We start from the raw sequence: 21,710 nt of genomic DNA, 5'->3' as shown, positions 1-21,710 counted from the left end.
TGTTCACCTTCACTCCCCGAGGATTCCGGCCACGAAACCCTCGGGGTCGAAGGGGGCCAGATCGTCCACGCCTTCCCCGAGACCGACGAGCTTGACCGGCACCCCGAGTTCCCGCTGCACCTGGATGACTATGCCTCCCTTGGCGGAGCCGTCCAGCTTGGTGAGCACGATTCCGGTGACATCCACCACCTCGGAGAAGATCCGGGCCTGCGTCATGCCGTTCTGACCCGTGGTGGCGTCGAGAACCAGCAGGACCTCGCTGACGGGGGCCTTCTTCTCGATGACTCGCTTCACCTTGCCGAGCTCGTCCATCAGCCCGACCTTGGTGTGCAGCCGCCCTGCGGTGTCGACGAGAACCACGTCGGTTCCCTCCTCCTTGCCCTTGGCCACCGCGTCGAAGGCGACGGATGCGGGGTCGCTGCCCTCGGCGGAACTCACCGTCGCGACGCCGACCCGTTCCCCCCACGTCGCGAGCTGTTCGGCGGCCGCGGCCCGGAAGGTGTCGGCCGCGCCCAGCACCACGGAACGACCCTCGGCGACCAGCACCCGGGCCAGCTTGCCCACGGTGGTGGTCTTGCCCGTCCCGTTCACCCCGACCACCATCACAACGGCAGGGTCGCCCTCAGCGGCGGTCAGGTTCAGGCCCCGGTCGAGGTCCGGCCCGACCAGTTTCAGGAGTTCGGTGCGCAGCACCTGACGGGCACGTTCGGGGTCAGACACACCGTCGATGCTCAGTTCCCGACGCAGTGCCTCGGTGAGTTCCGTGGTGGGTCCGACTCCCAGGTCGGAGGCGATCAGGGTGGCCTCGAAGTCGTCCCAGGTCTCGGAATCGATCCGGTCGACGCTCAGCAGCTCGCCGAGAGCCCGGGCCAGCACGTTGTTGCTCGACGCCAGACGGCGACGCAGCCGGGCGAACCGGGAGCGCGGCTCCTCGGGTCGATCCAGCTCGGGTTCCGCGGCTTCTACTGCCGGTTCCCCGGCCTCGACCGGTTCCTCCCCGGCCACCGACTCCTCTTCGGCCACCGGCTCTTCTTCGACCACCGGTTCCTCTTCGACGACGGCTCCCGCCCCGGGGGCCTCGATGGCCTCCCGTGTCTCGCCGGGGGGTAGTTCCTTCTTGCCGTACCTGATGATGAGCGCAGCCACCACCAGCCCGGCCCCGACGATCGCGACGACCAACCAGAAAATCAAATCTCCCACGGGGCAATCCTAGAAGGTTTCGCCCGCCGGGCAGATCACGATGTCCCGGGCGACAAGAGGCAACACCCGCGGCCACCGGGCAGAAAAGGAAAAGGGAGGCCCTGTCCCGCTGGTCCATGGCCCGGCGTCACGGTCTCCCTCTCGAACCCACGTCATCCCGCTTCCCGGGGCGGATGTGACCGCGTGACGGGGCGCCGGATGGCGGCTACTGGAGCCGCTGGCTGACCACTGTGGAGAGACCGTCGCCGCGCATGGTCACACCGTAGAGACTGTCCGCGATCTCCATGGTGCGTTTCTGGTGGGTGATCACCAGCAGCTGGGAGTTCTGCCTCAGCTCCTCGTAGATTCCGAGCAGGCGGCCCAGATTTGCGTCGTCCAGGGCAGCCTCCACCTCGTCCAGGATGTAGAAGGGGCTCGGGCGGGCGATGAACAGGCTGACCAGGAAGGTCACTGCCACCAGCGAGCGTTCCCCTCCCGAGAGCAGCGAGAGCCGTTTGACCTGTTTGCCCGCAGGCCGGGCCTCGACATCCACCCCGGTTTCCAGCCAGTTCCCGGGGTCGGTGAGCAGCAGCTTGCCCTCGCCTCCGGGGAAGAGCCGCTGGAAAACCTCCCCGAAGGTGCGTTCGACATCGCGATAGGCCGCCTCGAAGACCTCCTGCACCCTCCGGTCGACGTCGTCGATCAGCGCGAGCAGGTCGGCGCGGGTCTGTTTCAGGTCGGCGAGTTGCTCGGCCAGGAAGGCGTGCCGGGTCTTCAACGCCTCGAACTCCTCCAACGCCAGCGGATTGACCCGCCCCAGGGCCGCCAGCCCCCGCTCGGCGCGGCGCAGGCGTTTCTCCTGCTCCGCGCGCACGTAGGCAATGGGTTCGGGAATCTCGTCGTCGGGGCCGAATGCGGTGCCATCGGGCCGGGTGATGACCGGGACCGGCTGGTCCGGGCCGTATTCGGCGACGAGCTGGTCTCCTTCCAGGCCCAGTTCGGTCAGGCTCTTCTCCTCCAGCTGTTCGATCCGCATCCGGCGTTCGATCCGGGCCAGTTCGTCCCGGTGGGCGCCCCGTGTGAGCTCTTCGAGACGTTGACCGGCGGCCCGGGAGGCCTGCCTGGCCTCCACCGTCGCGGTCTCGGCGGCTCGTCGGCGGGCCTCCGCGGCGTCCCGGCTGGCCGTGGCCCGCCCCATGGTGATCTCGACCATCCCGGACAGTCGCTGTGCCGCGTCGTGCACCGCCCGACCCACCGCCGCCTCGCGGCGAAGCTGCTCCGCCCGGGCGCGGGCCCGGGCACGCGACTGGCGTTCCGCGGCCGCGGCCCGCAGCAGGCCATCGGCCCTGCCCGCGAGCGAACGGGCTTGTTCCTCGGCCGTTCGCAGCAGCAGCCTGGCGTCCATCTCCGCCTGCCGGGCCAGCCTGGCTGCCATGGCCAGCTCGTCGCGGCTGGTGGGATCGGGTTCGAGGATCTCCTCCCCGCTGGCCGCGACCAGCCGGGCCTCCAGTTCGGCCAGCCGGGTTTCGTGCTCGGCCCGGCCCCGGCGGGCGGTCTCAATGGCCGAGGCCAACCGTTCGGCCTCGCGGGCCGCGGCCGCCTGCGCCTGCCGGTGGGCGCCGAGGGCATCCGAGATGGCCGTGAACTGCGCGTCGGATTCGTGCAGGGCAGCCAGGGCCGTCGTTTCTTCGTCGCGTGCCCCCTGCAGCGCTGCCTGTGCCACCTCCAGGGCGAAACGCTGCCGGTCCGAGTCGGCCTCGACCCGCACCAGCTGCTCCTCGGTTTCCGTCAGGTCCGCGTTCAGGGCAAGCAGCGAGGGTTTGGCGGCCGATCCGCCCTCTACCAGCCAACCGGAAAGCAGATCTCCTGTCCTGGTGACGGCGATCAGCGACGGGTCGGCCCCGATCACATCCCTCGCCTTGGACAGGTCCTCCACGGCCACGATCCCGGCCAGCAACCGGGACAGCGCCCCCACCAATTCCCCGGGTGCGGTGATGAGTTCGAGCAACGGGGTTCCCTCCCCCACCACTGCCCCGGTGATCACCACGTGGGCCCGCCCGAGGTCCTCCTCAGCCAGGTGGGCAACTGCCGATAGGGCGTCGTCGAGTCCGGTGGCGACTACCGCCTCGGCCGCCGTCCCGAGGCCCGTCGCCACGGCCTGTTCCCAGCCGGGGGCCACCTGGATGAGGTCTCCCATGCGTCCCAGCACACCGGGACGGCCCAGCAGTTCGGTGGAACCGTCGCGTTGCCTGGTTGCCAGTCGCAGCGCCTCCACCCGAGCGGTGAGGGCGGCTTTCTGCCTTGCGAGACGGGTTCCTTCCTCCACGAGTCGCGCCACCTCGGTCTCGTGCTCCGTCACGGCGCTGCTCGCGGCCTCCCAGGCTGCGTCCAGATTCGACTCATCGGTTCCCAGCCCGGCGAGGGTGTTCTCGGCCTGCCGGTACTGGTCGGCGGCCTCCCGGGCCCGGGTGAGGGCCTCCTCCCGCCGCGCGGCCAGGCGTTCCTCCTCCCCCTGCCCGGCCTCCAGCCGGGAACGGACGGAAGCCACCTGTCCCTTGAGGCGGGCCAGCCCCTCCCTGCGGTCCGCGACCGCGCGCAACGCGGCCGCGTAGGCCTGTTCGGCCTCGGTGTGCTGGGTCTCGGCCTCGTTTCGCCGACCGGATGCGTCGTGGAGGGTGGACCGGGCCTGTTCGATGTCGTCCGCCAGTTCGGTCTCGCGTCGCCTGACCTCGCGCGCCTCGGCCTCCAGGGAGTCGGGATCCCGGCCGGAGGCGTCGATGGCCGGCTGGGCGTCGCCGTGTCTCATGCGTTCGGCCGCCACCGAGATCGTCGAGGAGACCCGCTCCTTCAGGGCGGCCAGCGCGTACCAGCGTTCCTGGCAGCGGTCGAAGTCCCGCGCGGCTTCCTTCAATTCCACCTCTGCGGCCTCCTCCGCGGCCATCGCGGCCCGGGTCTCGACCTCAGCGATTTCCTTCGCCTTGGCGGCCGCTGCCTCATCAGCGAGATCGGTCGCCAGCGCCTGGCGCGCTGCGTGGAGGTCGTCGGCCAGCAGCCGGGCCTTCGCGTCGCGCTGCTCCGCCTGGATGACGGCGGCGCGGCGGGCCGCCTCCGCCTGGCGTCCGAGCGGTTTGAGCTGGCGCTGCAACTCGCCGATGAGGTCCTGGAGCCGTTCCAGGTTCGCCCTGGTGCCCTCCAGCTTGCGGACTGCCTTCTCTTTGCGTTTGCGGTGTTTGAGCACCCCGGCCGCTTCCTCGATGAATCCCCGACGGGACTCGGGAGTGGCCTGGAGGATCGCGTCGAGCTGACCCTGACCGACGATCACGTGCATCTCCCGCCCGATACCGGAGTCGCTGAGCAGCTCCGTGACGTCCAGCAGACGGGATGGAACGCCGTTGATGGCGTACTCGGAACCGCCGCTGCGGAACATGGTGCGGGTGATGGTGACCTCTGAGTACTCGATGGGCAGCGCGCCATCGGAGTTGTCGATGGTCAACTGCACCTCCGCCCGGCCCAGTGGGGCGCGTTTCGGGGTGCCCGCGAAGATGACGTCCTCCATCTTCCCGCCGCGCAGGCTCTTGGCTCCCTGCTCCCCCATGACCCAGCTCAGCGCGTCCACGACGTTGGATTTCCCGGATCCGTTGGGTCCGACTATGCAGGTGATGCCCGGCTCGAAATTGAGGGTGGTGGCCGAGGCGAAGGACTTGAAACCCCTGAGGATCAGCTGTTTGAGGTACATGCAGACTGTTCCCCCTGTTTGGCGGAGGGTTCACGGGCGGCCCGGAAGGTCCAGAACTTGTTCACCAGGAAGTTCACCGGGATGGTGCAGACGATGGAGATCAGGTTCGCCCAGTACTGCCGGCTCCGAAACCCGGAGGATCCGTCGAAGACGGTGGCGGGCAGCGCCACCGGGGAATAGGGGTGCATCAGGGCCGTGATGATCACCTGTCCGACGGCCAGCGCGACCAGCCCGACGATCAGGAAGGGCCAGTACTCACGGAACCAACCGGCCAGTTTGTGGGACTTGAAGGTCCACCAGCGGTTCAGCTGGAAGTTGAACAGGTTCGCCAGCAGGAACGCGATGGTGGACATGACGTGGTACCAGCGGATGTTGTACTCGGTGCCCGGGATGGCGAACCACACCCCCTCCCCCTCGGGAACACCCGCGCTGGCCCAGAGCAGCGGGAACAGTTTCCGGCACGCGATGAGCACCCCCATGTTCACCAGAACGCCGAGGCCACCAACGACCCCGAACCGGATGAACTGCCACAGGGAATCCCGGTTGTTCCGGAACAACTGACCGATCGCGTTCATGCACCATCCTCACGACTTGGGCAGCCGCTGGCATCTCGGGCACAGGAAGCTGCTTCGATTGGCGAATCGCCGGCGCACCACGGGTGTTGCACAGCGTCGGCACGGTTGGTCCTCGCGTCCGTAGGCGTCGAGCCCACGTTCAAAATACCCCGATTCGCCGTTGACATTGACATACAGTGAATCAAAGGAGGTGCCGCCGGCGGCCAGGGCCTCCGACATGACGTCACGGGCGTGTCCCAGCAGGGCGACGGCGCGGACCTGGGTGAGACGTTGCGTGGGGTGGTCGAAGTGCAGCTTCGCACGCCACAGGGATTCGTCGGCGTAGATGTTCCCGATCCCGGAGACGAGTCCCTGGTCGAGGATGGCGCGCTTGACCGTGGTGCGTCTCCCCCGCAACCGGCGGGCCACTTTTGCGGGATCGAACTCGGGGTCGAAGGGGTCGAGGGCGATGTGCGGGACCGGGCACTCGCCGCCTCCCGGAACGAACTCGAGCCCACCGAACATGCGCTGGTCGACGAAACGCAGCTGGGTGCCGTCGTCGAGGTCGAACAGGACCCGCGTGTTGCGCAGCTGGGGATCCCGGGGCCGGTTCACCCGGAATTGTCCGCTCATCCCCAGGTGAGCGATCATGGCGTCATCGCCCAGGACCAGCCAGAGGTACTTGCCCCGGCGCGCGACGGCGTCGACGCCCCGGCCCGCCAGGTCGGAGACGAAACCCTCCGGACCGGCGGGATGGGAACGCACGGGGCGGGGGTGAAGGACGGTGACCGCTTCGATTTCGCGTCCTTTGAGGTGGTTCTCCAGGCCCCGGCGCACCACCTCGACCTCCGGGAGCTCAGGCATCTGGCAGCAGGCTCCGGCAGGCCTCGTGGGCGGCCAGTTGTTCGGCACGTTTCTTGCTGGAGGCGACCCCCGAGCCGACGGCCCGCCCGCCTACCATGGCGGTGGCCGTGAAGACACGCTGGTGATCGGGGCCCTCGCCGACGATCTCGTAGCGGGGAGGTTCCAGGCCGTTGTGGGCGCAGTACTCCTGCAGGGCCGTCTTGTAGTCGGTGTAGTGCCCTTTCAGTTCGCTGGAGGCGATTCGTTCGTCTAGGAGGGCGTGCACGAAACAGGCGGAGGCCTCAGCCCCGCAGGACATGTGAACGGCACCGATCACCGCTTCCATGGTGTCGGCCAGAATGGAGGTCTTGTCCGCTCCCCCGGTGTTTATCTCTCCTTGTCCCAGCCGGATCAGCTCCCCCAGGTCAAGTCCACGGGCCACCTCCGCCAGGGCGTGGGAGCTGACCACCGACGCGCGCAGCTTGGCGAGCTGCCCCTCCGCCAGGTCGGGAAAGGATCTGAAGATGTGCTCGGTCACCACGATCTGCAGCACCGCGTCGCCCAGGAACTCCAGCCTCTCGTTGCTGGGGATGCGTCCGTGTTCGAAGGCGAAGCTGCGGTGGGTGAAGGCGAGCTCGAACAGCTGGGTGTCCACATGGACACCCAGCTCGTCGAGGAGGGCTGACAGCTTGTTCAGGCCTGAACGACCTGACGACGGGCACCCTTGGCACCGTACTGCCCGCAGGAGGGGCAGGCGGTGTGGGACAGGTGCGGTTCACGGCAGGCCGGGTTCACGCAGGTGACGGTGGGGACGACAGAAGTCTTCCACTGCGCACGACGCGAACGGGTGTTGCTGCGCGACATCTTGCGCTTCGGAACGGCCACGATCTTCTCCTCGGACTTGTTGGATCCGCTGATCCCCCAGCCCCGCGCGGGACTGCGCCGATCAGCGCTTCCTGTTCTGGTCTCAGTTCTCGCCGCCGAGATCAAGCCCCGCGAGTTTCTCCCATCGCGGATCAACCTTGGCCTCGTGCCCGTGGTCCGGGTCGTCGTTCAGGTTGAACCCGCATTCCTGGCACAGGCCGAGGCAGTCGGGATCACACAGGGGCGTGAACGGCAGCTCCAGCACCACAGCATCACGCAGGGCCTCCTCGAGGTCGATGGCTTCGTCAATGACGACGCTCTCGTCCTCGTCCACCTCGTTTCCGGGGTAGAAATAGAGTTCCTGCAGCTCGAAGGAGTTCTCGTCCTCCATCGCGCTCAGGCATCGGGCGCACTCGCCACGCACCAGCGCGCGAGCCGTTCCCGTGACCAGCACCCCTTCGACGACCGCCTCGAGTTTGAGGTCGAGATCGACTTCGGAGCCCTGTGGTACCGAGATCATGTCGTAGCCGAGATCGGCCGGGGCGGGGACGTCAACCCGAATTTCCTTCATCGCTCCCGGACGGCGCCCCAACTCCAGCACGTCGAAAACGTAGGGAGAGCGACGGTCCGGGTGGTGATGCACGGAGTTCATGGCATGCATTCCCTTCGTCCGATCGACCACAACCACGTCATGACCGAGGAGCAATCGTACCGAGTCGGGAAAGATTCGCCAAACATCTCGACGAGACCCGGACGATCTCCCCGATGCCACGCGCGACTCAGCCACGGGAGGTCAGTCAAAGCCGGGCCCCGTCGCCTGCTAACCTTGGCAACAGTTCGATGCCCGAAGTATCACGGAGGGAGGGAGCCATGGATCTGCACGACATGCTGTTCGACTACGTGGACCGCTTCCGCTCCCTCCTACCCTCGGGCGCCTGGCAGGGTCTCGCCCGGGACCTGGCCAAGAACGATGTGCTGGCCCTGCTCCACCTCCACCGCGCGCGATCCTCGCGGATGAGCGACCTCGCCGCCTACCTGGAAGCCCCGCTCAACACTGCGACGGGGGTGGTCGCCCGGCTGCAGCAGCGCGGCCTGGTGAAACGCCAGCACAGCCCGGACGACAAGCGCATCGTGTTGATCTCCCTGACCGAGAAGGGAGGCAGGCTCATCGCCCAGGGCATCAAGGACAGCGTCTCGCTGATCGGGCGTCTCTTCGAGGAGCTGAGCCCCGAGGAGGTCGAGGTGGTGCTGCGGGTAATCAACCGTATCCCGAACCTGTTGGCCGAACAGTCGGCGGAGCGCAGGCCTCGGGCCATCCGACGAATCCCCATCGAGTGACCCCACCCAACCATCGAACGGGCAGACCCACCCCAAATAGTTCGACTTTCGAATGATTCTCAAACGGAAGGAGTAGCCATGGAGCGAATGATCCTGCTGACCGGGAAAGGAGGCGTCGGCAAGACATCTCTGGCGGCCGCCCACGCCGTCGCCTCGGCCGGGGACGGAAAACGCACGCTCCTGGCGAGTATGGACGCCGCCCACAACCTCTCGGACCTGTTCGACCGCCCCCCGGCGCCCGAACCCACCGAGGTGGCCCCGAACCTGGAGATCACCGAGGTGGATGCGGGGCGCGTCGCCGAGGAGGAGTTCGCCGACGTCGCCGCCGCCCTGTCAGCACTCATCGCCCAGAACGACGATGACCAGGTGCTGGATCTCCCCGGCTTCGACCCGCTGTTCTTCCTGCTGCGGGTCCACCAGCTGGCCCACACCGGCGACTACGACCGCATCATCCTGGACATGGCCCCCACCGGCGAGACCCTGTCGCTGCTTCAGTTCCCGGAGCTGCTCACCTGGTGGATGGAACGGATCTTCCCGTTGCAGAAGCTCGCGGTCAGGGTGCTGCGCCCCGTGGTCAGGGGGGCGTGGCGGGTCGAACTGCCCAACGCCGCCGCCATGAACGACATCGAACGGCTCTTCCAGCGCCTCCAGGAGATCCAGGCGTTGTTGAAGGATCCCGCCATCACGTCGGTTCGTCTGGTCACCCTGCCGGAACGGATGGTGATCGAGGAGACCCGCCGCAGCTACCTCTACCTCAACCTGTTCGGCTACAGCGTCGACCACGTCTTCGTCGGCGGGCTGTACCCCGCCAAGGAGGTGGGTGCGTTCTTCAGCACCTGGGTGGAGCATCAACAGCAGCACCTGGCCGAGATCCGCTCGTCATTCGCTCATCTCCCGATCACCGAGGTGCCACGGTTCCGCAAGGATCTCGTCGGCCAGGGCGATGTGACCCGCCTGGCCGAGGTCGCCATCGATGCCCACGCCTTCGACATCGTGCCGGACCTGGCCCATGAACGCTACGTCAACGCCGACGACGGCTACGACCTCCGGCTACCGCTGCCGGGAACCGCAGCCGAGCAGGTCGACCTCAAGTTGTCCGCCACCGACCTCGCGGTTCGCATCGGCAACTTCCAGCGCAACATCCCCCTGCCCAGCACCCTGCTGGGCCACGACATCGCCGGCGCGAAACTCCGCGACGACGTCCTGACCATCCGATTCCGCCCCACCCCACAGGAGGTCCAGTCATGAACCGCGAATTCGTTCGTCATCTGCTGCACGCCCGTCGTCATCTCCGCGAGGCCACCCTGAGCCTGGTCCCGCCAGCCCCCAGGAAACGGCTCCGCAACATCGAACGCGAATGGCGGGCACTGATCGTCGAGTGCCTGTCCGAGGATCCGACCGGATCCACCCAGGAACCGACCGGCCCGTCGGGACCCAGACGGATCGACATCGAGGAGTGAGCATGCGGATCATCCTGCACACCGGCAAGGGCGGGGTCGGCAAGACCACCGTCGCCGCCGCCACGGCCCTGCACCTGGCGGACCGGGGAAACCGGGTCCTGGTGATGAGCACCGACCCGGCGCATTCGCTGGGTGATGCGCTGAGTCTGTCGCTGACCAGCGAACCGACCTGCGTCGCCCCCAGCCTGGATGCCCTGGAGATCGACACCCTGGTGGAGAACGACCGGGCGTGGGCGGGTCTGCGCGACTACCTGGCGCGTCTCATGGTCCGGGAGGGTGAGGTGACGCTCGCCACCCAGGAGGCGCTGCTGCTGCCCGGGCTGGGTGAGTTGTTCAGCCTGCTGCGGGTCCTCGATCACGCCTCCTCCGGAAACTATGACGTTCTGGTGGTGGACTGCGCACCGACCGGCGAAACCCTGTCGCTGCTGAAATACCCGGAACGCCTCGACCAGCTGTTCCGCACCGCACTGCCGACGAAGCGGGCGCTGGTGCGGGTCCTCGGCAAACCGTTCGAGCGGTTGACCCGGATCCCGATGCCCGAGGATCGCCTCTTCGACGACGTGCTCGGGTTGCTGGACCGGCTCAAACGGCTGGGCGAGCTGCTCCACGACGGGGAGGTCACCACCTTCAGGCTGGTCACCACCCCGGAGCACGTGGTCATCGCCGAGACCCGGCGCGCCCACACCTGGCTGACGATGTACGGCTTCATCGTCGACGCCGTGGTACTCAACCGCATCTACCCCGACTCGGCCCTCGACGACTACTTCGAGCCGTGGGCCGAGGCGCAGGCGGCGGGCATCCGACGGATCGAGGAGAGCTTCGCGCACCTGCCGATCCACCGTCTCCCGTTCCAGGAACGAGAGATCGCCGGGCTGGAGGCCCTCGGAGACCTGGCCCGGACGATGTACGGCGACGACGACCCGGCGGCTGTCAACTACCGGGGCGACTACCTGCGTGTCACCCGCGGCGACGGCTGCCTGCGACTCCACATCAGCCTGCCCCACGCGGATCGGGCCGAACTCGACCTCCGTCAGGACGGCGACGACCTGCTGCTCGCACACCGGAACGAACATCGCCGGATCGCGATGCCGGACTCGCTGCACGGCCGCCAGGTCACCGGCGCCAGGTTCCTCCACGACGAACTGGTCCTCACGATGACCTGACCCCCGGTTCCGGCCGCCAGGCCGAAGTTGGGTGAAACCAATTCTCGTTTCCGGTTTGGTGGTCCTTGGCAAAGAGTTTATGATCATTCCGAGGAATCTGCCCAGGAGACCTTGCCTCCCACCCCGCTCCGGGGCTGGGCCGCACGGTCCCCCCGCTCCGGGGCCAGGGTCCTGAGCCAGTTGCGCCATGCCCAAGAACCGGAGGATTGACGGCGATGCCCAGACCAACCACCCCGAAACCGACCCGCCGAGCCGTTCTGGCCGGAATGTCAGGCGCTGCCGCGCTGACCGCGATCTTCCCGCTGCCGGGCTGCTCGTCGCAGAGCGGCCCCTCGGGAACCGAGACCATTCCGCTCCCCGAACGGCTCACGAACCGCCAGGAAGTCGTGATCGCCATGGATCCGTCCAAGGTCACGACCCCATTCGACCCGGTCAAGGGCTTCGGTGAGACGGGGGTGCTGCTCTTCAACAGCGCTCTTCTGGCCGCGGATGAGAAGAACCAGATCGTCAACGACGTGGCGACCGGCTACGAGGTGAGCCCCGACGGCCTGGTGTGGACCTTCAAGATCCGCACGGACATCAAGTTCACCGATGGAACCGCCCTGACGGCCGAGGACGTCGCCTTCACCTACAACCAGGCGAAGGAGGCCGCCAAGGTCAACCTGCCGGGATTCGACACCGCCGTGGCAACCGGAACCGACACCGTGGAGCTCCGGCTCACCGCTCCCTCCTCCACCCTGCTGTACACGGCGGCGACGCTGGGCATCGTCCCGAAGAGCACCTACTCCGAGGGTTTCGGGGACAAGCCGATCGGCTCGGGCCCGTGGAAGTTCGGCCACTACACCCAGGGTCAGCAGCTGATCCTGGAACGCAACGACGATTACCACGGACCCAAGGCGAAGTTCGCCAAGGCCACCCTGTTGCTGATGGAATCCGATGCGGCGCTCGCGGCGGCCCAGTCGGGACAGGTCGACCTCGCCTGCGTCTACCCGGGGGTCTCCTCCCAGCAGGTCCCCGGTTTCTCGCTGGCCAGCCTGCCCACCTTCGGCTGCCGGCTGATCTCCCTGCCGTGCGTGGCCCCCGGGGCCTACGAGGTGGATGGGCAGAGCGTCGGCAATGCGGTCACCAGCGACCCGGTGATCCGAAAGGCGATGGCAACCGCCCTGAACCGGGAACAGATCGTGAAGGACTGCCTGCTGGGTTACGGTGAGGTGGCCTTCGACATCTTCGATGCCTTCCCCTGGGGCATCAAACAGGAAACGGCGAGCCTGAAGGACGGTGACGTCGCCGGGGCCGATGCGATGCTGGACCAGGCGGGCTGGGCCAAGGGCGAGGGCGGAATCCGCGAGAAGAACGGCACCAAGGCGAGCTTCACCCTGCTGTACCCACCCAACGACTCCGGCCGCCAGGCCATCGCGGAGGCCTTCAAGGCCCAGATGACGCAGATCGGAATCAACGTGGAACTCGAAGGCACGGATTTCACCTCGATGCAGGACCGCAACCGCAAGGACGCCGTGGTGCTGGGCGGTGGACGCCTCAACCCCTACCACGAGTACTACATGCTTTCCGGGACGCTGGCCCGCAAGAAGGGTTGGTCGAACATCGCCTGCTATTCGAACGAGCAGGTGCAGGCCAATCTCGAGGCAGCCCTGGCCGCCACCGATCAGGAAAGCGCGAACAGGTTCTGGCATGCCGCCCTGTGGGACGGCACCAATGGCGGCAGCATCCTCGGGGACAGCCCCTACCTGATGGTCGGCTACATCCATCACAACTACTTCGTGCGCAACGGGCTGGACATCGGAACCCAGCGGCTGCATCCCCACGACCACTTCTTCCAGGTGATCAACAACCTGAACACCTGGGACCTCAAGGCCTCCTGAATGACCGCCGCAGCCCGTTCCGAGCAGTCGCGGCGCGACCTCACGAAGCGCTCCCCGGTGGGCTATGCGGTGGCCCAGCTGGCCAAGGCGGCCTCCCTGATCTTCGCGGTCAGCGTCATCACGTTCTTCCTGGCGAAGGTCGCCGGTTTCAACCCGGTCGACGCCTACTTCGGCAGCGAACTGACCGCCAGTCCCGAGCAGAAGGCCGCTTTGGCCGCCAAGTGGGGGCTGGACCAGCCCACCGTCGTGCAGTTCGGTCTGTGGTGGTGGAACCTCCTGCACGGCGACCTGGGGACCTCACTGGTTTTCGAGAGGCCCGTGTCGGCGGTGATCGGGGACGCGCTGGTCAACTCGTCCATGTTGTTGTTCGTCGCTTGGCTGGCCTCCGGGTTGCTGGGGGCCGGCCTCGGGATAGTCGCGGGAAAGAACCGGGGGCGTTTCCTCGACCGGGTCATCAGCACCGTCTGCTACGTGTTCGCAGCCATTCCCACCTTCTGGTTCGGGATAGTGCTGCTGCTGATCTTCGCCGTGTGGTTGAAGTGGGCCCCGATCGGTTTTTCGGCCCCCATCGGCAAGACCTTCGCCGAGGCAACCCTCGCCGAGCGTCTCAGCCACATGGTGCTGCCAGCTGCCACCCTGACCCTGGTCGGGATCTCCACCATCACGATGCAGACCCGGACCAGGCTCATCGAGGAACAGAACTCCGACTACGCCCTGTTCGCGCGCAGCCGCGGGGAGACCTCATGGCAGTTCGTCTGGCGGCACGGCCTGCGGAACTCCCTGATGCCCTTCGTGACGTTGCAGTTCGGTTCCATAAGCGAAATCATCGGCGGCTCCGTGCTGGCCGAGAGCGTGTTCAGCTACGCCGGGCTGGGGGCGGTCACGGTCACGGCCGGCATCAAGGGGGATCTCCCCCTGCTGATCGGCATCACCGTCATCACTTCCGCGATCGTGTTCCTCGGGAACCTGTGCGCCAACCTCCTGTATCCACTGATCGATCCCAGAATCAAGGAGACCTGGTCATGACGGCCCTGCTGATCGGTTCCGAGGAACTGACCGAACGCTGGAACGGCCGCAAGTCGGCGACGGTGGTGTTCGCCGTGAGCCTCGTCGTCCTCGTCGCTGCCGCCCTGGGTGGAAGCCTGATCCCGGAGACGGCATACCAACCGTCTTTCGGGCGAACCAACCTGCCGCCGGGCGCCGGCGGCCTGTTCGGTACCGACTGGCTCGGGCGCGACATGCTGACCCGGACGCTGAAGGGCCTGTCCATCAGCATCTGGATCGGGTTGTTCGCCTCCGTGGTGAGCTCCGTGATCGCGCTGCTGCTGGGGATCGGGGCCGCGGTCCTGGGGGGCTGGTTCGATCGTTTCGTGCTCTGGCTGGTGGATCTGATGCAGGGCATGCCGCACCTGATCCTGATGATCTTCATAGCGATCCTGTCGGGACGCGGGATCACGGGCGTGATGATCGGCGTGGCCGTGACCCACTGGGTGAGCCTGTGCCGGATCGTCCGCGCCGAGACCATCCACCTGCACACCAGCGCCTACGTGATCGCATCCCGGCAGATGGGTAGGAGCAGGTGGTTCATAGCGGTGAACCACTACATGCCCTACATCCTCCCCCAGACGATCGTCGCCACCGTGCTGATGTTCCCGCACGCCATCCTGCACGAATCCGGGCTGACCTTCCTCGGTTTCGGGATCCCCCAGCAGCTGCCCGCCATCGGCGTGATCCTCTCCGAGTCCATGCGTTACCTGAGCACGGGCCAGTGGTGGCTGGCGCTGTTCCCGGGGCTCACCCTGCTGGCCCTGGTGCTGCTGATAGACCGTTTCGGCCAGTCCCTGTCGGCCCTGATAAATCCCCGGACCTCCCAGAGGTAGGCACAGATGTCGCTGCTCGAAGTACGCAACCTGTACGTCGGTTTCGCGATGTACCACACCTTCTACCGACGCCGGATCGGCTACGGGGTGGAGGACCTGAGCCTGACCGCCGAGCCGGGCGAGATCCTCGGGATAGTGGGGGCCTCCGGGTCGGGCAAGAGCCTGCTGGCCCACGCGATCATGGACCTGCTGCCGAGGAACGCCGTCAAGCACGGCGAGATCCTCTTCAAGGGTGAACCCGTCGCCGGGAAACGTGTTCTAGAACTCAGGCGGAAGAGCTTCGCCCTCGTTCCACAGTCGATCAGCTTCCTCGACCCGCTGCTCAAGGTCAAACACCAGTTGCGGACGGGACCCACCCCTGACGCGAAGGAACTGACGCGCATCGCCGAACGCCTCGACCTGTCGCCGCGCGATCTGGAGAAATACCCCTTCCAGCTGTCGGGGGGCATGGCCCGCCGGATCCTCCTGGCAACCGCGATCCTCAGCCCCGCGGAGTTGATAATCGCCGACGAGCCGACTCCGGGGCTGAGCGTGAAACTCGCGGAGCAGCTGCTCGCGGATTTCAGGTCACTCGCGGATCAGGGGCGTTGCGTGCTCATCATCTCCCACGATGTGGACCTGATCAGCGCGGTCGCCGACCGGGTGGCCGTCCTGAACCGGGGAAGGTTGGTGGCCTGCATGCCGACCCGCGAGTTCACCCATCCAGACGATTTCGACCAGCCTCCCTACGTCAAGGCGTTGTGGAAGGCGTTGCCGCAGAACGAGTTCTGCACGGAAATCCCCGACTCCCGGGAGGAGCCGACACGTGCTGACAGCTGAACACATCACCTTCGGTTACCGTCACGGCCAGCCGATCCTGAACGATGTCTCGGCCCGGCTCGAGTCCGGGCAGGTGCTGGGACTGGTGGCGCCGTCAGGGTTCGGGAAGAGCACCCTGGGCAAGATCATGGCCGGGTGGATCAACCGGTTCCGGGGAACCGTCACCCTGGACGGGGAACCGTTGCGGGCCCACCGGCCCTGCCGGGTGCAGTACATCAACCAGAACCCCGAGGTCAGCGTCAATCCCCGCTGGCGGATGGGCCGCATCCTGACCGAATGCTGGCCCGTCGACGAGGACACCAGGCATCAGCTGGGCATCGAGGACGCCTGGCTGGGTCGTTTCCCGAGCGAGCTCAGCGGGGGTGAGCTGCAGCGTTTCTGCATAGCGCGGGTGCTGCACCCCGAGCTCCGTTACCTGATCGCCGACGAGATGACGACGATGCTTGATCCCCTGACCCAGGCACAGATCTGGACCGAGTTGACGGGGCTGACCCGGGAAAGGGGTATCGGGCTGCTCATGGTCACCCACAATCCGGCACTGGTGTCCCGGTTGTGCGATGACGCCATCCACCTGGACCGCCTGAATTCTTGAGAATCAAGTCCTCGGGTCAGCGCGTTTCTCGCAACCGGGCGGCGGCCTCGGCCACGCACGGGGGCACATGGGGTGAGACGTCACCGCCGAGTTTGATCACCTCCCGGGTGATGGTGCTGGAGAGGGTGACGTGCTGGGCCGCCGCTGGAAGCAGGATCGTCTCCAGGCCCGTCAGCGAATGGTTCATGTTGGCCAGTTGAAGCTCGAAGTCGAAATCGGCGCCGAATCTCAGGCCCTTGACCACGGTGGTTATGCCGTGTTCCCTCGCGAAATCAACCAGCAGCCCGCCCATCTCCTCCACGGTGACCCCGTCGAGGTGGGCGGTGGCCTCCCTCACCAGGCCGACGCGCTGCTCCCCGAACAGGTAACCGGTTTTCAGGCTGTTGCTTCCCACGGCCACCAGCACCTCCCCGAACAGGTCCCGGGCGCGGGTGATGATGTTCAGGTGGCCGTTGGTGATGGGGTCGAAGGAGCCGGGGCACAGCACCTTTGTCATGATTCTCCTGCTGGTTTCGTGGCTGCGAAGTAGAGGCTCGTTTCACCGTAGTCCCGGCGCCAGCAGTCGTCGAGCCCACCCGGCCACGCCGGGGGAGGGCACCGTTTCGAACGCTCGACCACCACGAGGGCCTGCGGGTTCAGCATTCCGGGGGAAAACAGTGGGGCCAGGGTCCTGTCGAGGAGCGCCGAGTCCATCTCGTAGGGCGGATCAACGAAGACGAGATCCCAAGGGCCTGCGGGAATCCGCCCTTCGACTTTTCCACCCCGCGCCTCGATGCGCAGCCCGGTCCTGCGGGCATTGCCCGCGATCAGGTTCGAGGTGTGGGAGTCCACGGCCACCACCCGGGAGGCTCCCCGGCTGGCGGCCTCCAGTGCGACCGCTCCGGTACCGGCGTAGAGGTCCAGCACCGCGACCCCCGCCAGGTGTTTCTCCGCCGGTTCCCCGACTGTGCCGAACCACGTGACGAGGGTGGAGAACAGTGCCTCCCGGACCCTGTCGCTGGTGGGGCGGGTTCCGCAGCGGGGAGCCGTCAGCTGCGTTCCCTTCGCGCGCCCCGCGATGATGCGCGTCATCCCTTCTCCAACCATTCCCCGGCGGCGACCTGTTCGGCCTGGTCGATCATGTCCGCGAGCAGCGGGTCCTCGGCGGCCCGGGGATCGGAAAGCACCTCGCAGGCCAGTTCCTTCGCCTGTTCGATGACCTCGCGGTCCCCCAGCACCCGGAGCAGCTTCAGCGACGAGGCCCCGGACTGTGCCGCACCCAGGACGTCCCCCTCGCGCCGCAGTTCCAGGTCCCGCTCCGCCAGTTCGAAACCATCGGTGGAGGCCACCAGCGCCTGGAGCCTGTCGACGGCGGTGAGGGCTTCCGGGGCGGGGGCCGCGAGCAGCAGGCACAGGCCGGGATGCCTGCCCCGCCCGATCCTTCCGCGGAGCTGGTGGAGCTGGGCGATTCCGAACCGGTCGGCGTCGAGAACAACCATCACGGAGGCGTTCGGGATGTCCACCCCCACCTCGATGACCGTGGTGGACACCAGCACGTCCAGTTCCCCGGCGGTGAATGCCCGCATGGTCAGGTCCCGTTCGGCGGTGGCCTGCCTGCCGTGGACCATTCCGACGCGCAGCCCCTTCAACGGGCCCTCGGCGAGCATGGGGGTGATCTCCGTCACCGCGCTCAACCCGGCCCCGGCCTCCAGGTCCCCTTCCGTTTTGTTGCCGGAGATGGCGGGGCAGACAACGAAGGCCTGGCGTCCCTGCGCCACCTCCTCGCGGATGCGTTCCCAGGCCCGGTCCACCCAGTGCGGGTTGCGGGCGGTGTCCACGAAAACGGTCTTCACCTCCGCGCGTCCCGCGGGGCGGTCCCGCAGCTCGATGGTTTCCAGGTCGCCGAAGACCGTCATGGCCACCGAGCGGGGAATGGGGGTGGCGGTCATCACCAGCGTGTGGGGTTGGTGATCGGACTTCGCCGCCAGCGCGGCCCGCTGCTCCACTCCGAAACGGTGTTGCTCGTCGACCACCACGAACCCGAGGTCCGCGAACCCGACGTCCTCCGACAGCAGCGCATGGGTGCCGATGACGATTCCCGCTTCTCCGGATGCGACGGTCTCCCGCGCCCGGCGGCGGTTGGCTGCGGTGAGGCCTCCCGTCAGCAGCGCCACCTGCGTGGCCTGCGGGTGGGCCTCCAGGGTTCCGGCCGCCCCGAGCCCACCGAGCAGCGAGGTGATGGATGCGTGATGTTGCTTGGCCAGCACCTCGGTGGGGGCCAGCAGCGCCGCCTGGCCTCCCGCGTCGACGACCGCGAGCATGGCGCGCAGGGCGACGAGGGTCTTTCCCGAGCCGACCTCCCCCTGCAGCAGGCGGTGCATCGGGCGTTCGGCGGCCAGTTCCTCGAAAAGGGTCTCCCCCACTTCTTCCTGACCTGCGGTCAGCCGGTACGGCAGGGATGCGTCGAAGGCAGCCAGGATCCCGTCGTCGCGGCGGGGCCTGGGGGTGGTGGTTCGCCCGGCCAGAGCGGCCCTGCGCGCGGCCATGGCCAGTTGCATCCCGAATGCCTCGTCGAACTTCAACCGGGCGATTCCGCGTTCCGCGTCGAACACGTTGACGGGTTCGTGGACCTCCCGCAGAGCATCCGGGAGGCCGATCACCCGGGCCCGTTCCACCACCCAGGATGGCAGCGTGTCGCCCAGCGGCAGCACATGGGGAAGGGCGAGCGCTATCGCGTCGGCGATCTTCCAGGTGACCATCTTCGCGGTGGCCGGGTAGAGGCCGACCAGCCGGGCTCGCTGGATCACCTTGACCATCGTGGCCTTCGCGTTGGCCTTGCGGCCCGTGATCGCGCCGAACTCGTCGATGATGACGTAGTCGGGATGGGTGAGCTGAAGCTGCCCCCTGAACTCCCCCACCTTGCCGACGAAGATGCCGCGGGCACCCGGGGTGAGCTGATTGGCCCAGTACTTCGCATAGTTCGGGCGTTTCTCGGGAACGAAGAAGGCCGCTTGCAGTTCCCCGTGCCCGTCGGTCAGCACGGTGGCGACCCGGGTGGTGCGTCCGTCCACGATCCTGGTGGCCACCACCCTGGCGACGACCGCGACATCCTCACCGGGACGCAGGGTCCGGAAATCGCTCATCTCGGTGCCGGAGAGATACCTGCGCGGTACGTGTCTCAGGAGATCACCCAGGGTGAACAGTCCGAGCCTGGCCAGCTCAGAGGCGGAGTCCGCGCCGACGACATCGCGCAGCCCGCGGTTCAGCTCGCGATGGATCGGGGTCCGGAATCGGCTCATGGGGCGAGCCTACCGAGGGACACTGACGAAAAACGGCTCGCGGCCCCAGCCGCGAGCCGTTGCCCGGACCCCTCGTTCAGCGGGTGACCTTGCCTGCCTTGAGGCAGGAGGTGCACACGTTGAGGCGCTTGGGGGCACCGTTGACGGTCGCACGGACACGCTGGATGTTCGGGCTCCAGCGACGGTTGGTCTTCTTCTTCGACCAAGGCACGTTGTGACCGAAGCCGGGTCCCTTGGCGCAGATATCGCAGACGGCAGCCACTGGAATCTCCTTGTTGCTTGGGCCAGACGCGCCAAAGCAACGCCTGGTTCGATCATTGGGTTCACCCGCCGAGGCGGGCAACCGGTAGATGATAACCCGATATGCGCCCAATCCTCAAACCGTGATTCCCGGAGCGCGTCCTCCCCTCAGGTGGCGACCACCACGGGCACGATCATCGGGCGACGCCGCAGCCTCCGCGACACCCAGGCGCCAATGGTGCGACGGATCACCTGCTGCAGGCGGTAAACGTCATCCACACCATCGTCCAGGGCCTGCTGAAGGTCGGCGAGGATCTGCTCTCGGACCGTGTCGAAGACCGACGGGTCCTCGGCGAAACCCCTCGCGTTGATGTCCAGGGCGCCGATGACGGACTTGGCGTGGAGGTTGACCACGGCCACCACGGAGATGAACCCCTCCTCACCGAGGATGAGCCGGTCACTGATCGATTCGGTGATGTCACCAACGATCGAGCCGTCCACGAAGATGTAGGAGGCATCGACGCGCCCGACCTTGCGGGCCCGGCCGTCCACCAGGTCAACCACGTCACCGTCCTCGCACACCACGGTGTTCTCCGCCGGGACCCCGGTGGAGATCGCGAGCTTGGCGTTGGCGATCAGGTGCCGGATCTCGCCGTGCACCGGCATGACGTTGCGTGGTTTCAGGATGTTGTAGCAGTACAGCAGTTCACCGGCCGAGGCGTGACCGGAGACGTGGACGAAGGCGTTGCCCTTGTGCACCACCTGCACCCCCAGTTTCGTCAACCCGTTGATGACCCGGTAGACGGAGTTCTCGTTCCCGGGGATCAGGGAACTCGCCAGCAGGACGATGTCGCCGGGGCCCAGTTCGATGACGGGGTGTTCCCGGTTCGCGATCCGGCTCAGCGCGGCGAGCGGCTCGCCCTGGGAACCGGTGGAGATGATCACCACCTCGTCGTCGCGGTATTTCTCGATGTCCTTCATCTCGATCAGGACGTTCGCCGGGACCTGCAGGTATCCGAGATCCCGGGCGGTGGCCATGTTGCGCACCATGGAACGTCCCACGTAGGCCACCTTGCGGCCGTGCTTGACGGCCAGGTTGAGCACCTGCTGCACCCGGTGCACGTGGGAGGCGAAGCACGCGACGATCAGTTTCCTGTCCGCCTGATCGAACACGCGGGCGATGGAGGGTTCGATGTCCTTCTCCAGGGGCGTGAATCCCGGGGTTTCCGCGTTGGTGGAGTCGGGCATGAACAGATCCACCCCCTCGTCCGCGAGCCGTGCGAAGCCACGCAGGTCGGTGATGCGTCCGTCGAGGGGAAGCTGATCCATCTTGAAATCCCCGGTGTGCAGGACCGTGCCCGCCGAGGTGCGCAGGGCAACCGCCAAGCCGTCGGGAATGGAGTGGTTGACCGCGAAGAACTCGAGCTCGAAATTCCCCGCCCGGTGCCGTTCCCCCTCCTTCACCTCTATCAACCGATAACCGCGGATGCGGTGCTCCTTCAGTTTGCTGGCCACCAGGGCGAGGGTCAGTTTGGAACCGTAAACAGGAATGTCGGCCCGCTGCTTGAGCAGATAGGGCACGGCACCTATGTGGTCCTCGTGACCGTGGGTGAGCACCAGGGCGCGGATGTCACCGAGACGATCCGACAGCAGGCCCAGGGCGGGCAGGATGAGGTCGACGCCGGGGTGGCGGTCCTCGGGGAAGAGCACACCGCAATCGACCAGGACCATTTCACCATCGATCTCGAAGGATGCGCTGTTCCGGCCCACATCGCCGAGTCCCCCCAAGGGCGTGACACGAAGGGTTCCGGGTTGCAGGGGCGGAGGCGTACGCAGTTCACTCACCCGCAAAAGGCTAGTGCAAACAGCAGCCATCACTACACT

At 66.9% G+C, this 21,710-nt stretch carries 21 protein-coding genes; 9 read left to right on the top strand and 12 right to left on the bottom strand.

The genetic code is table 11. The annotated features are described in order from the left end of the window. Window positions 1–9 precede the first annotated feature (9 nt). From ftsY to ACO6D6_RS01840, 7 genes are all read right to left on the bottom strand, one after another. Window positions 10–1,200, bottom strand: coding sequence for a signal recognition particle-docking protein FtsY (gene ftsY / locus ACO6D6_RS01870; RefSeq protein ID WP_484782780.1), 1,191 nt, complete (start codon window positions 1,198–1,200; stop codon window positions 10–12). Window positions 1,201–1,405: 205 nt separating this feature from the next. Beyond that, the gene (gene smc / locus ACO6D6_RS01865) at window positions 1,406–4,915 is read right to left on the bottom strand and encodes a chromosome segregation protein SMC (protein ID WP_484782779.1); all 3,510 of its coding nucleotides are present in this window, start codon (window positions 4,913–4,915) and stop codon (window positions 1,406–1,408) included. Next, window positions 4,897–5,490, bottom strand: a complete 594-nt coding sequence (locus ACO6D6_RS01860; RefSeq protein ID WP_484782777.1) for a GtrA family protein — start codon at window positions 5,488–5,490, stop codon at window positions 4,897–4,899. The genes smc and ACO6D6_RS01860 overlap by 19 nt, the downstream gene beginning before the upstream one ends. A 9-nt stretch (window positions 5,491–5,499) precedes the next feature. After that, entirely contained in the window at window positions 5,500–6,333 is an 834-nt protein-coding gene (gene mutM, locus ACO6D6_RS01855; protein ID WP_484782775.1) for a bifunctional DNA-formamidopyrimidine glycosylase/DNA-(apurinic or apyrimidinic site) lyase, read from the bottom strand. Further along, the gene (gene rnc, locus ACO6D6_RS01850) at window positions 6,326–6,967 is read right to left on the bottom strand and encodes a ribonuclease III (protein WP_484782773.1); all 642 of its coding nucleotides are present in this window, start codon (window positions 6,965–6,967) and stop codon (window positions 6,326–6,328) included. The genes mutM and rnc overlap by 8 nt, the downstream gene beginning before the upstream one ends. 38 nt (window positions 6,968–7,005) lie before the next feature. Beyond that, complete coding sequence (gene rpmF, locus ACO6D6_RS01845) at window positions 7,006–7,197, bottom strand: 50S ribosomal protein L32 (protein ID WP_484782771.1); 192 nt, start codon at window positions 7,195–7,197, stop codon at window positions 7,006–7,008. Between the two features lie 82 nt (window positions 7,198–7,279). After that, on the bottom strand, window positions 7,280–7,828 hold the full coding sequence (locus ACO6D6_RS01840; RefSeq protein ID WP_484782770.1) for a YceD family protein: 549 nt from the start codon (window positions 7,826–7,828) through the stop codon (window positions 7,280–7,282). Window positions 7,829–8,046: 218 nt separating this feature from the next. Between ACO6D6_RS01840 and ACO6D6_RS01835 the strand changes: the two genes are divergently transcribed. The 9 genes from ACO6D6_RS01835 (at window position 8,047) to ACO6D6_RS01795 (ending at window position 16,308) form a co-directional block, all read left to right on the top strand. Continuing rightward, window positions 8,047–8,514, top strand: coding sequence for a MarR family winged helix-turn-helix transcriptional regulator (locus tag ACO6D6_RS01835; RefSeq protein ID WP_484782769.1), 468 nt, complete (start codon window positions 8,047–8,049; stop codon window positions 8,512–8,514). 78 nt (window positions 8,515–8,592) lie between these two features. Further along, window positions 8,593–9,762, top strand: a complete 1,170-nt coding sequence (locus ACO6D6_RS01830; protein WP_484782767.1) for an ArsA family ATPase — start codon at window positions 8,593–8,595, stop codon at window positions 9,760–9,762. Continuing rightward, window positions 9,759–9,974 (top strand): hypothetical protein, encoded by a 216-nt coding sequence (locus tag ACO6D6_RS01825; RefSeq protein WP_484782765.1) that lies wholly within the window; start codon window positions 9,759–9,761, stop codon window positions 9,972–9,974. Before ACO6D6_RS01830 ends, ACO6D6_RS01825 begins: the two co-directional genes overlap by 4 nt. Window positions 9,975–9,976: 2 nt before the next feature. Beyond that, a complete protein-coding gene (locus ACO6D6_RS01820) occupies window positions 9,977–11,137 on the top strand; it encodes an ArsA family ATPase (RefSeq protein WP_484782764.1) in 1,161 nt (386 codons plus the stop codon). 215 nt (window positions 11,138–11,352) lie between these two features. Beyond that, window positions 11,353–13,017, top strand: coding sequence for an ABC transporter substrate-binding protein (locus tag ACO6D6_RS01815; RefSeq protein ID WP_484782762.1), 1,665 nt, complete (start codon window positions 11,353–11,355; stop codon window positions 13,015–13,017). Continuing rightward, a complete protein-coding gene (locus ACO6D6_RS01810; RefSeq protein ID WP_484782761.1) occupies window positions 13,018–14,043 on the top strand; it encodes an ABC transporter permease in 1,026 nt (341 codons plus the stop codon). Further along, window positions 14,040–14,897 (top strand): ABC transporter permease, encoded by an 858-nt coding sequence (locus ACO6D6_RS01805; RefSeq protein ID WP_484782759.1) that lies wholly within the window; start codon window positions 14,040–14,042, stop codon window positions 14,895–14,897. Before ACO6D6_RS01810 ends, ACO6D6_RS01805 begins: the two co-directional genes overlap by 4 nt. A 6-nt stretch (window positions 14,898–14,903) precedes the next feature. Further along, entirely contained in the window at window positions 14,904–15,716 is an 813-nt protein-coding gene (locus tag ACO6D6_RS01800; RefSeq protein ID WP_484782757.1) for an ATP-binding cassette domain-containing protein, read from the top strand. Continuing rightward, window positions 15,703–16,308, top strand: coding sequence for an ABC transporter ATP-binding protein (locus tag ACO6D6_RS01795; RefSeq protein ID WP_484782756.1), 606 nt, complete (start codon window positions 15,703–15,705; stop codon window positions 16,306–16,308). The genes ACO6D6_RS01800 and ACO6D6_RS01795 overlap by 14 nt, the downstream gene beginning before the upstream one ends. 16 nt (window positions 16,309–16,324) lie before the next feature. Here the strand turns inward: ACO6D6_RS01795 and coaD are convergent, their stop codons facing one another. The 5 genes from coaD to ACO6D6_RS01770 all read right to left on the bottom strand — a co-directional run bounded on the left by coaD (window position 16,325) and on the right by ACO6D6_RS01770 (window position 21,701). Continuing rightward, window positions 16,325–16,804 carry a pantetheine-phosphate adenylyltransferase gene (gene coaD, locus ACO6D6_RS01790; protein WP_484782754.1) on the bottom strand — a complete coding sequence of 160 codons (480 nt, stop codon included), beginning with the start codon at window positions 16,802–16,804 and terminating at the stop codon, window positions 16,325–16,327. Continuing rightward, window positions 16,801–17,379, bottom strand: coding sequence for an RsmD family RNA methyltransferase (locus tag ACO6D6_RS01785; RefSeq protein ID WP_484782753.1), 579 nt, complete (start codon window positions 17,377–17,379; stop codon window positions 16,801–16,803). The genes coaD and ACO6D6_RS01785 overlap by 4 nt, the downstream gene beginning before the upstream one ends. Further along, the gene (locus ACO6D6_RS01780) at window positions 17,376–19,586 is read right to left on the bottom strand and encodes an ATP-dependent DNA helicase RecG (protein ID WP_484782751.1); all 2,211 of its coding nucleotides are present in this window, start codon (window positions 19,584–19,586) and stop codon (window positions 17,376–17,378) included. Before ACO6D6_RS01780 ends, ACO6D6_RS01785 begins: the two co-directional genes overlap by 4 nt. 76 nt (window positions 19,587–19,662) lie before the next feature. Then, window positions 19,663–19,848 (bottom strand): 50S ribosomal protein L28, encoded by a 186-nt coding sequence (gene rpmB / locus ACO6D6_RS01775; RefSeq protein ID WP_014846338.1) that lies wholly within the window; start codon window positions 19,846–19,848, stop codon window positions 19,663–19,665. A 146-nt stretch (window positions 19,849–19,994) separates the two neighbouring features. Further along, entirely contained in the window at window positions 19,995–21,701 is a 1,707-nt protein-coding gene (locus tag ACO6D6_RS01770; protein WP_484782903.1) for a ribonuclease J, read from the bottom strand. Window positions 21,702–21,710: the final 9 nt, after the last annotated feature.

The sequence above is a fragment of the Arachnia sp. genome (genome assembly GCF_057238465.1).
This window is presented reverse-complemented; position numbering and strand designations above follow the sequence as displayed.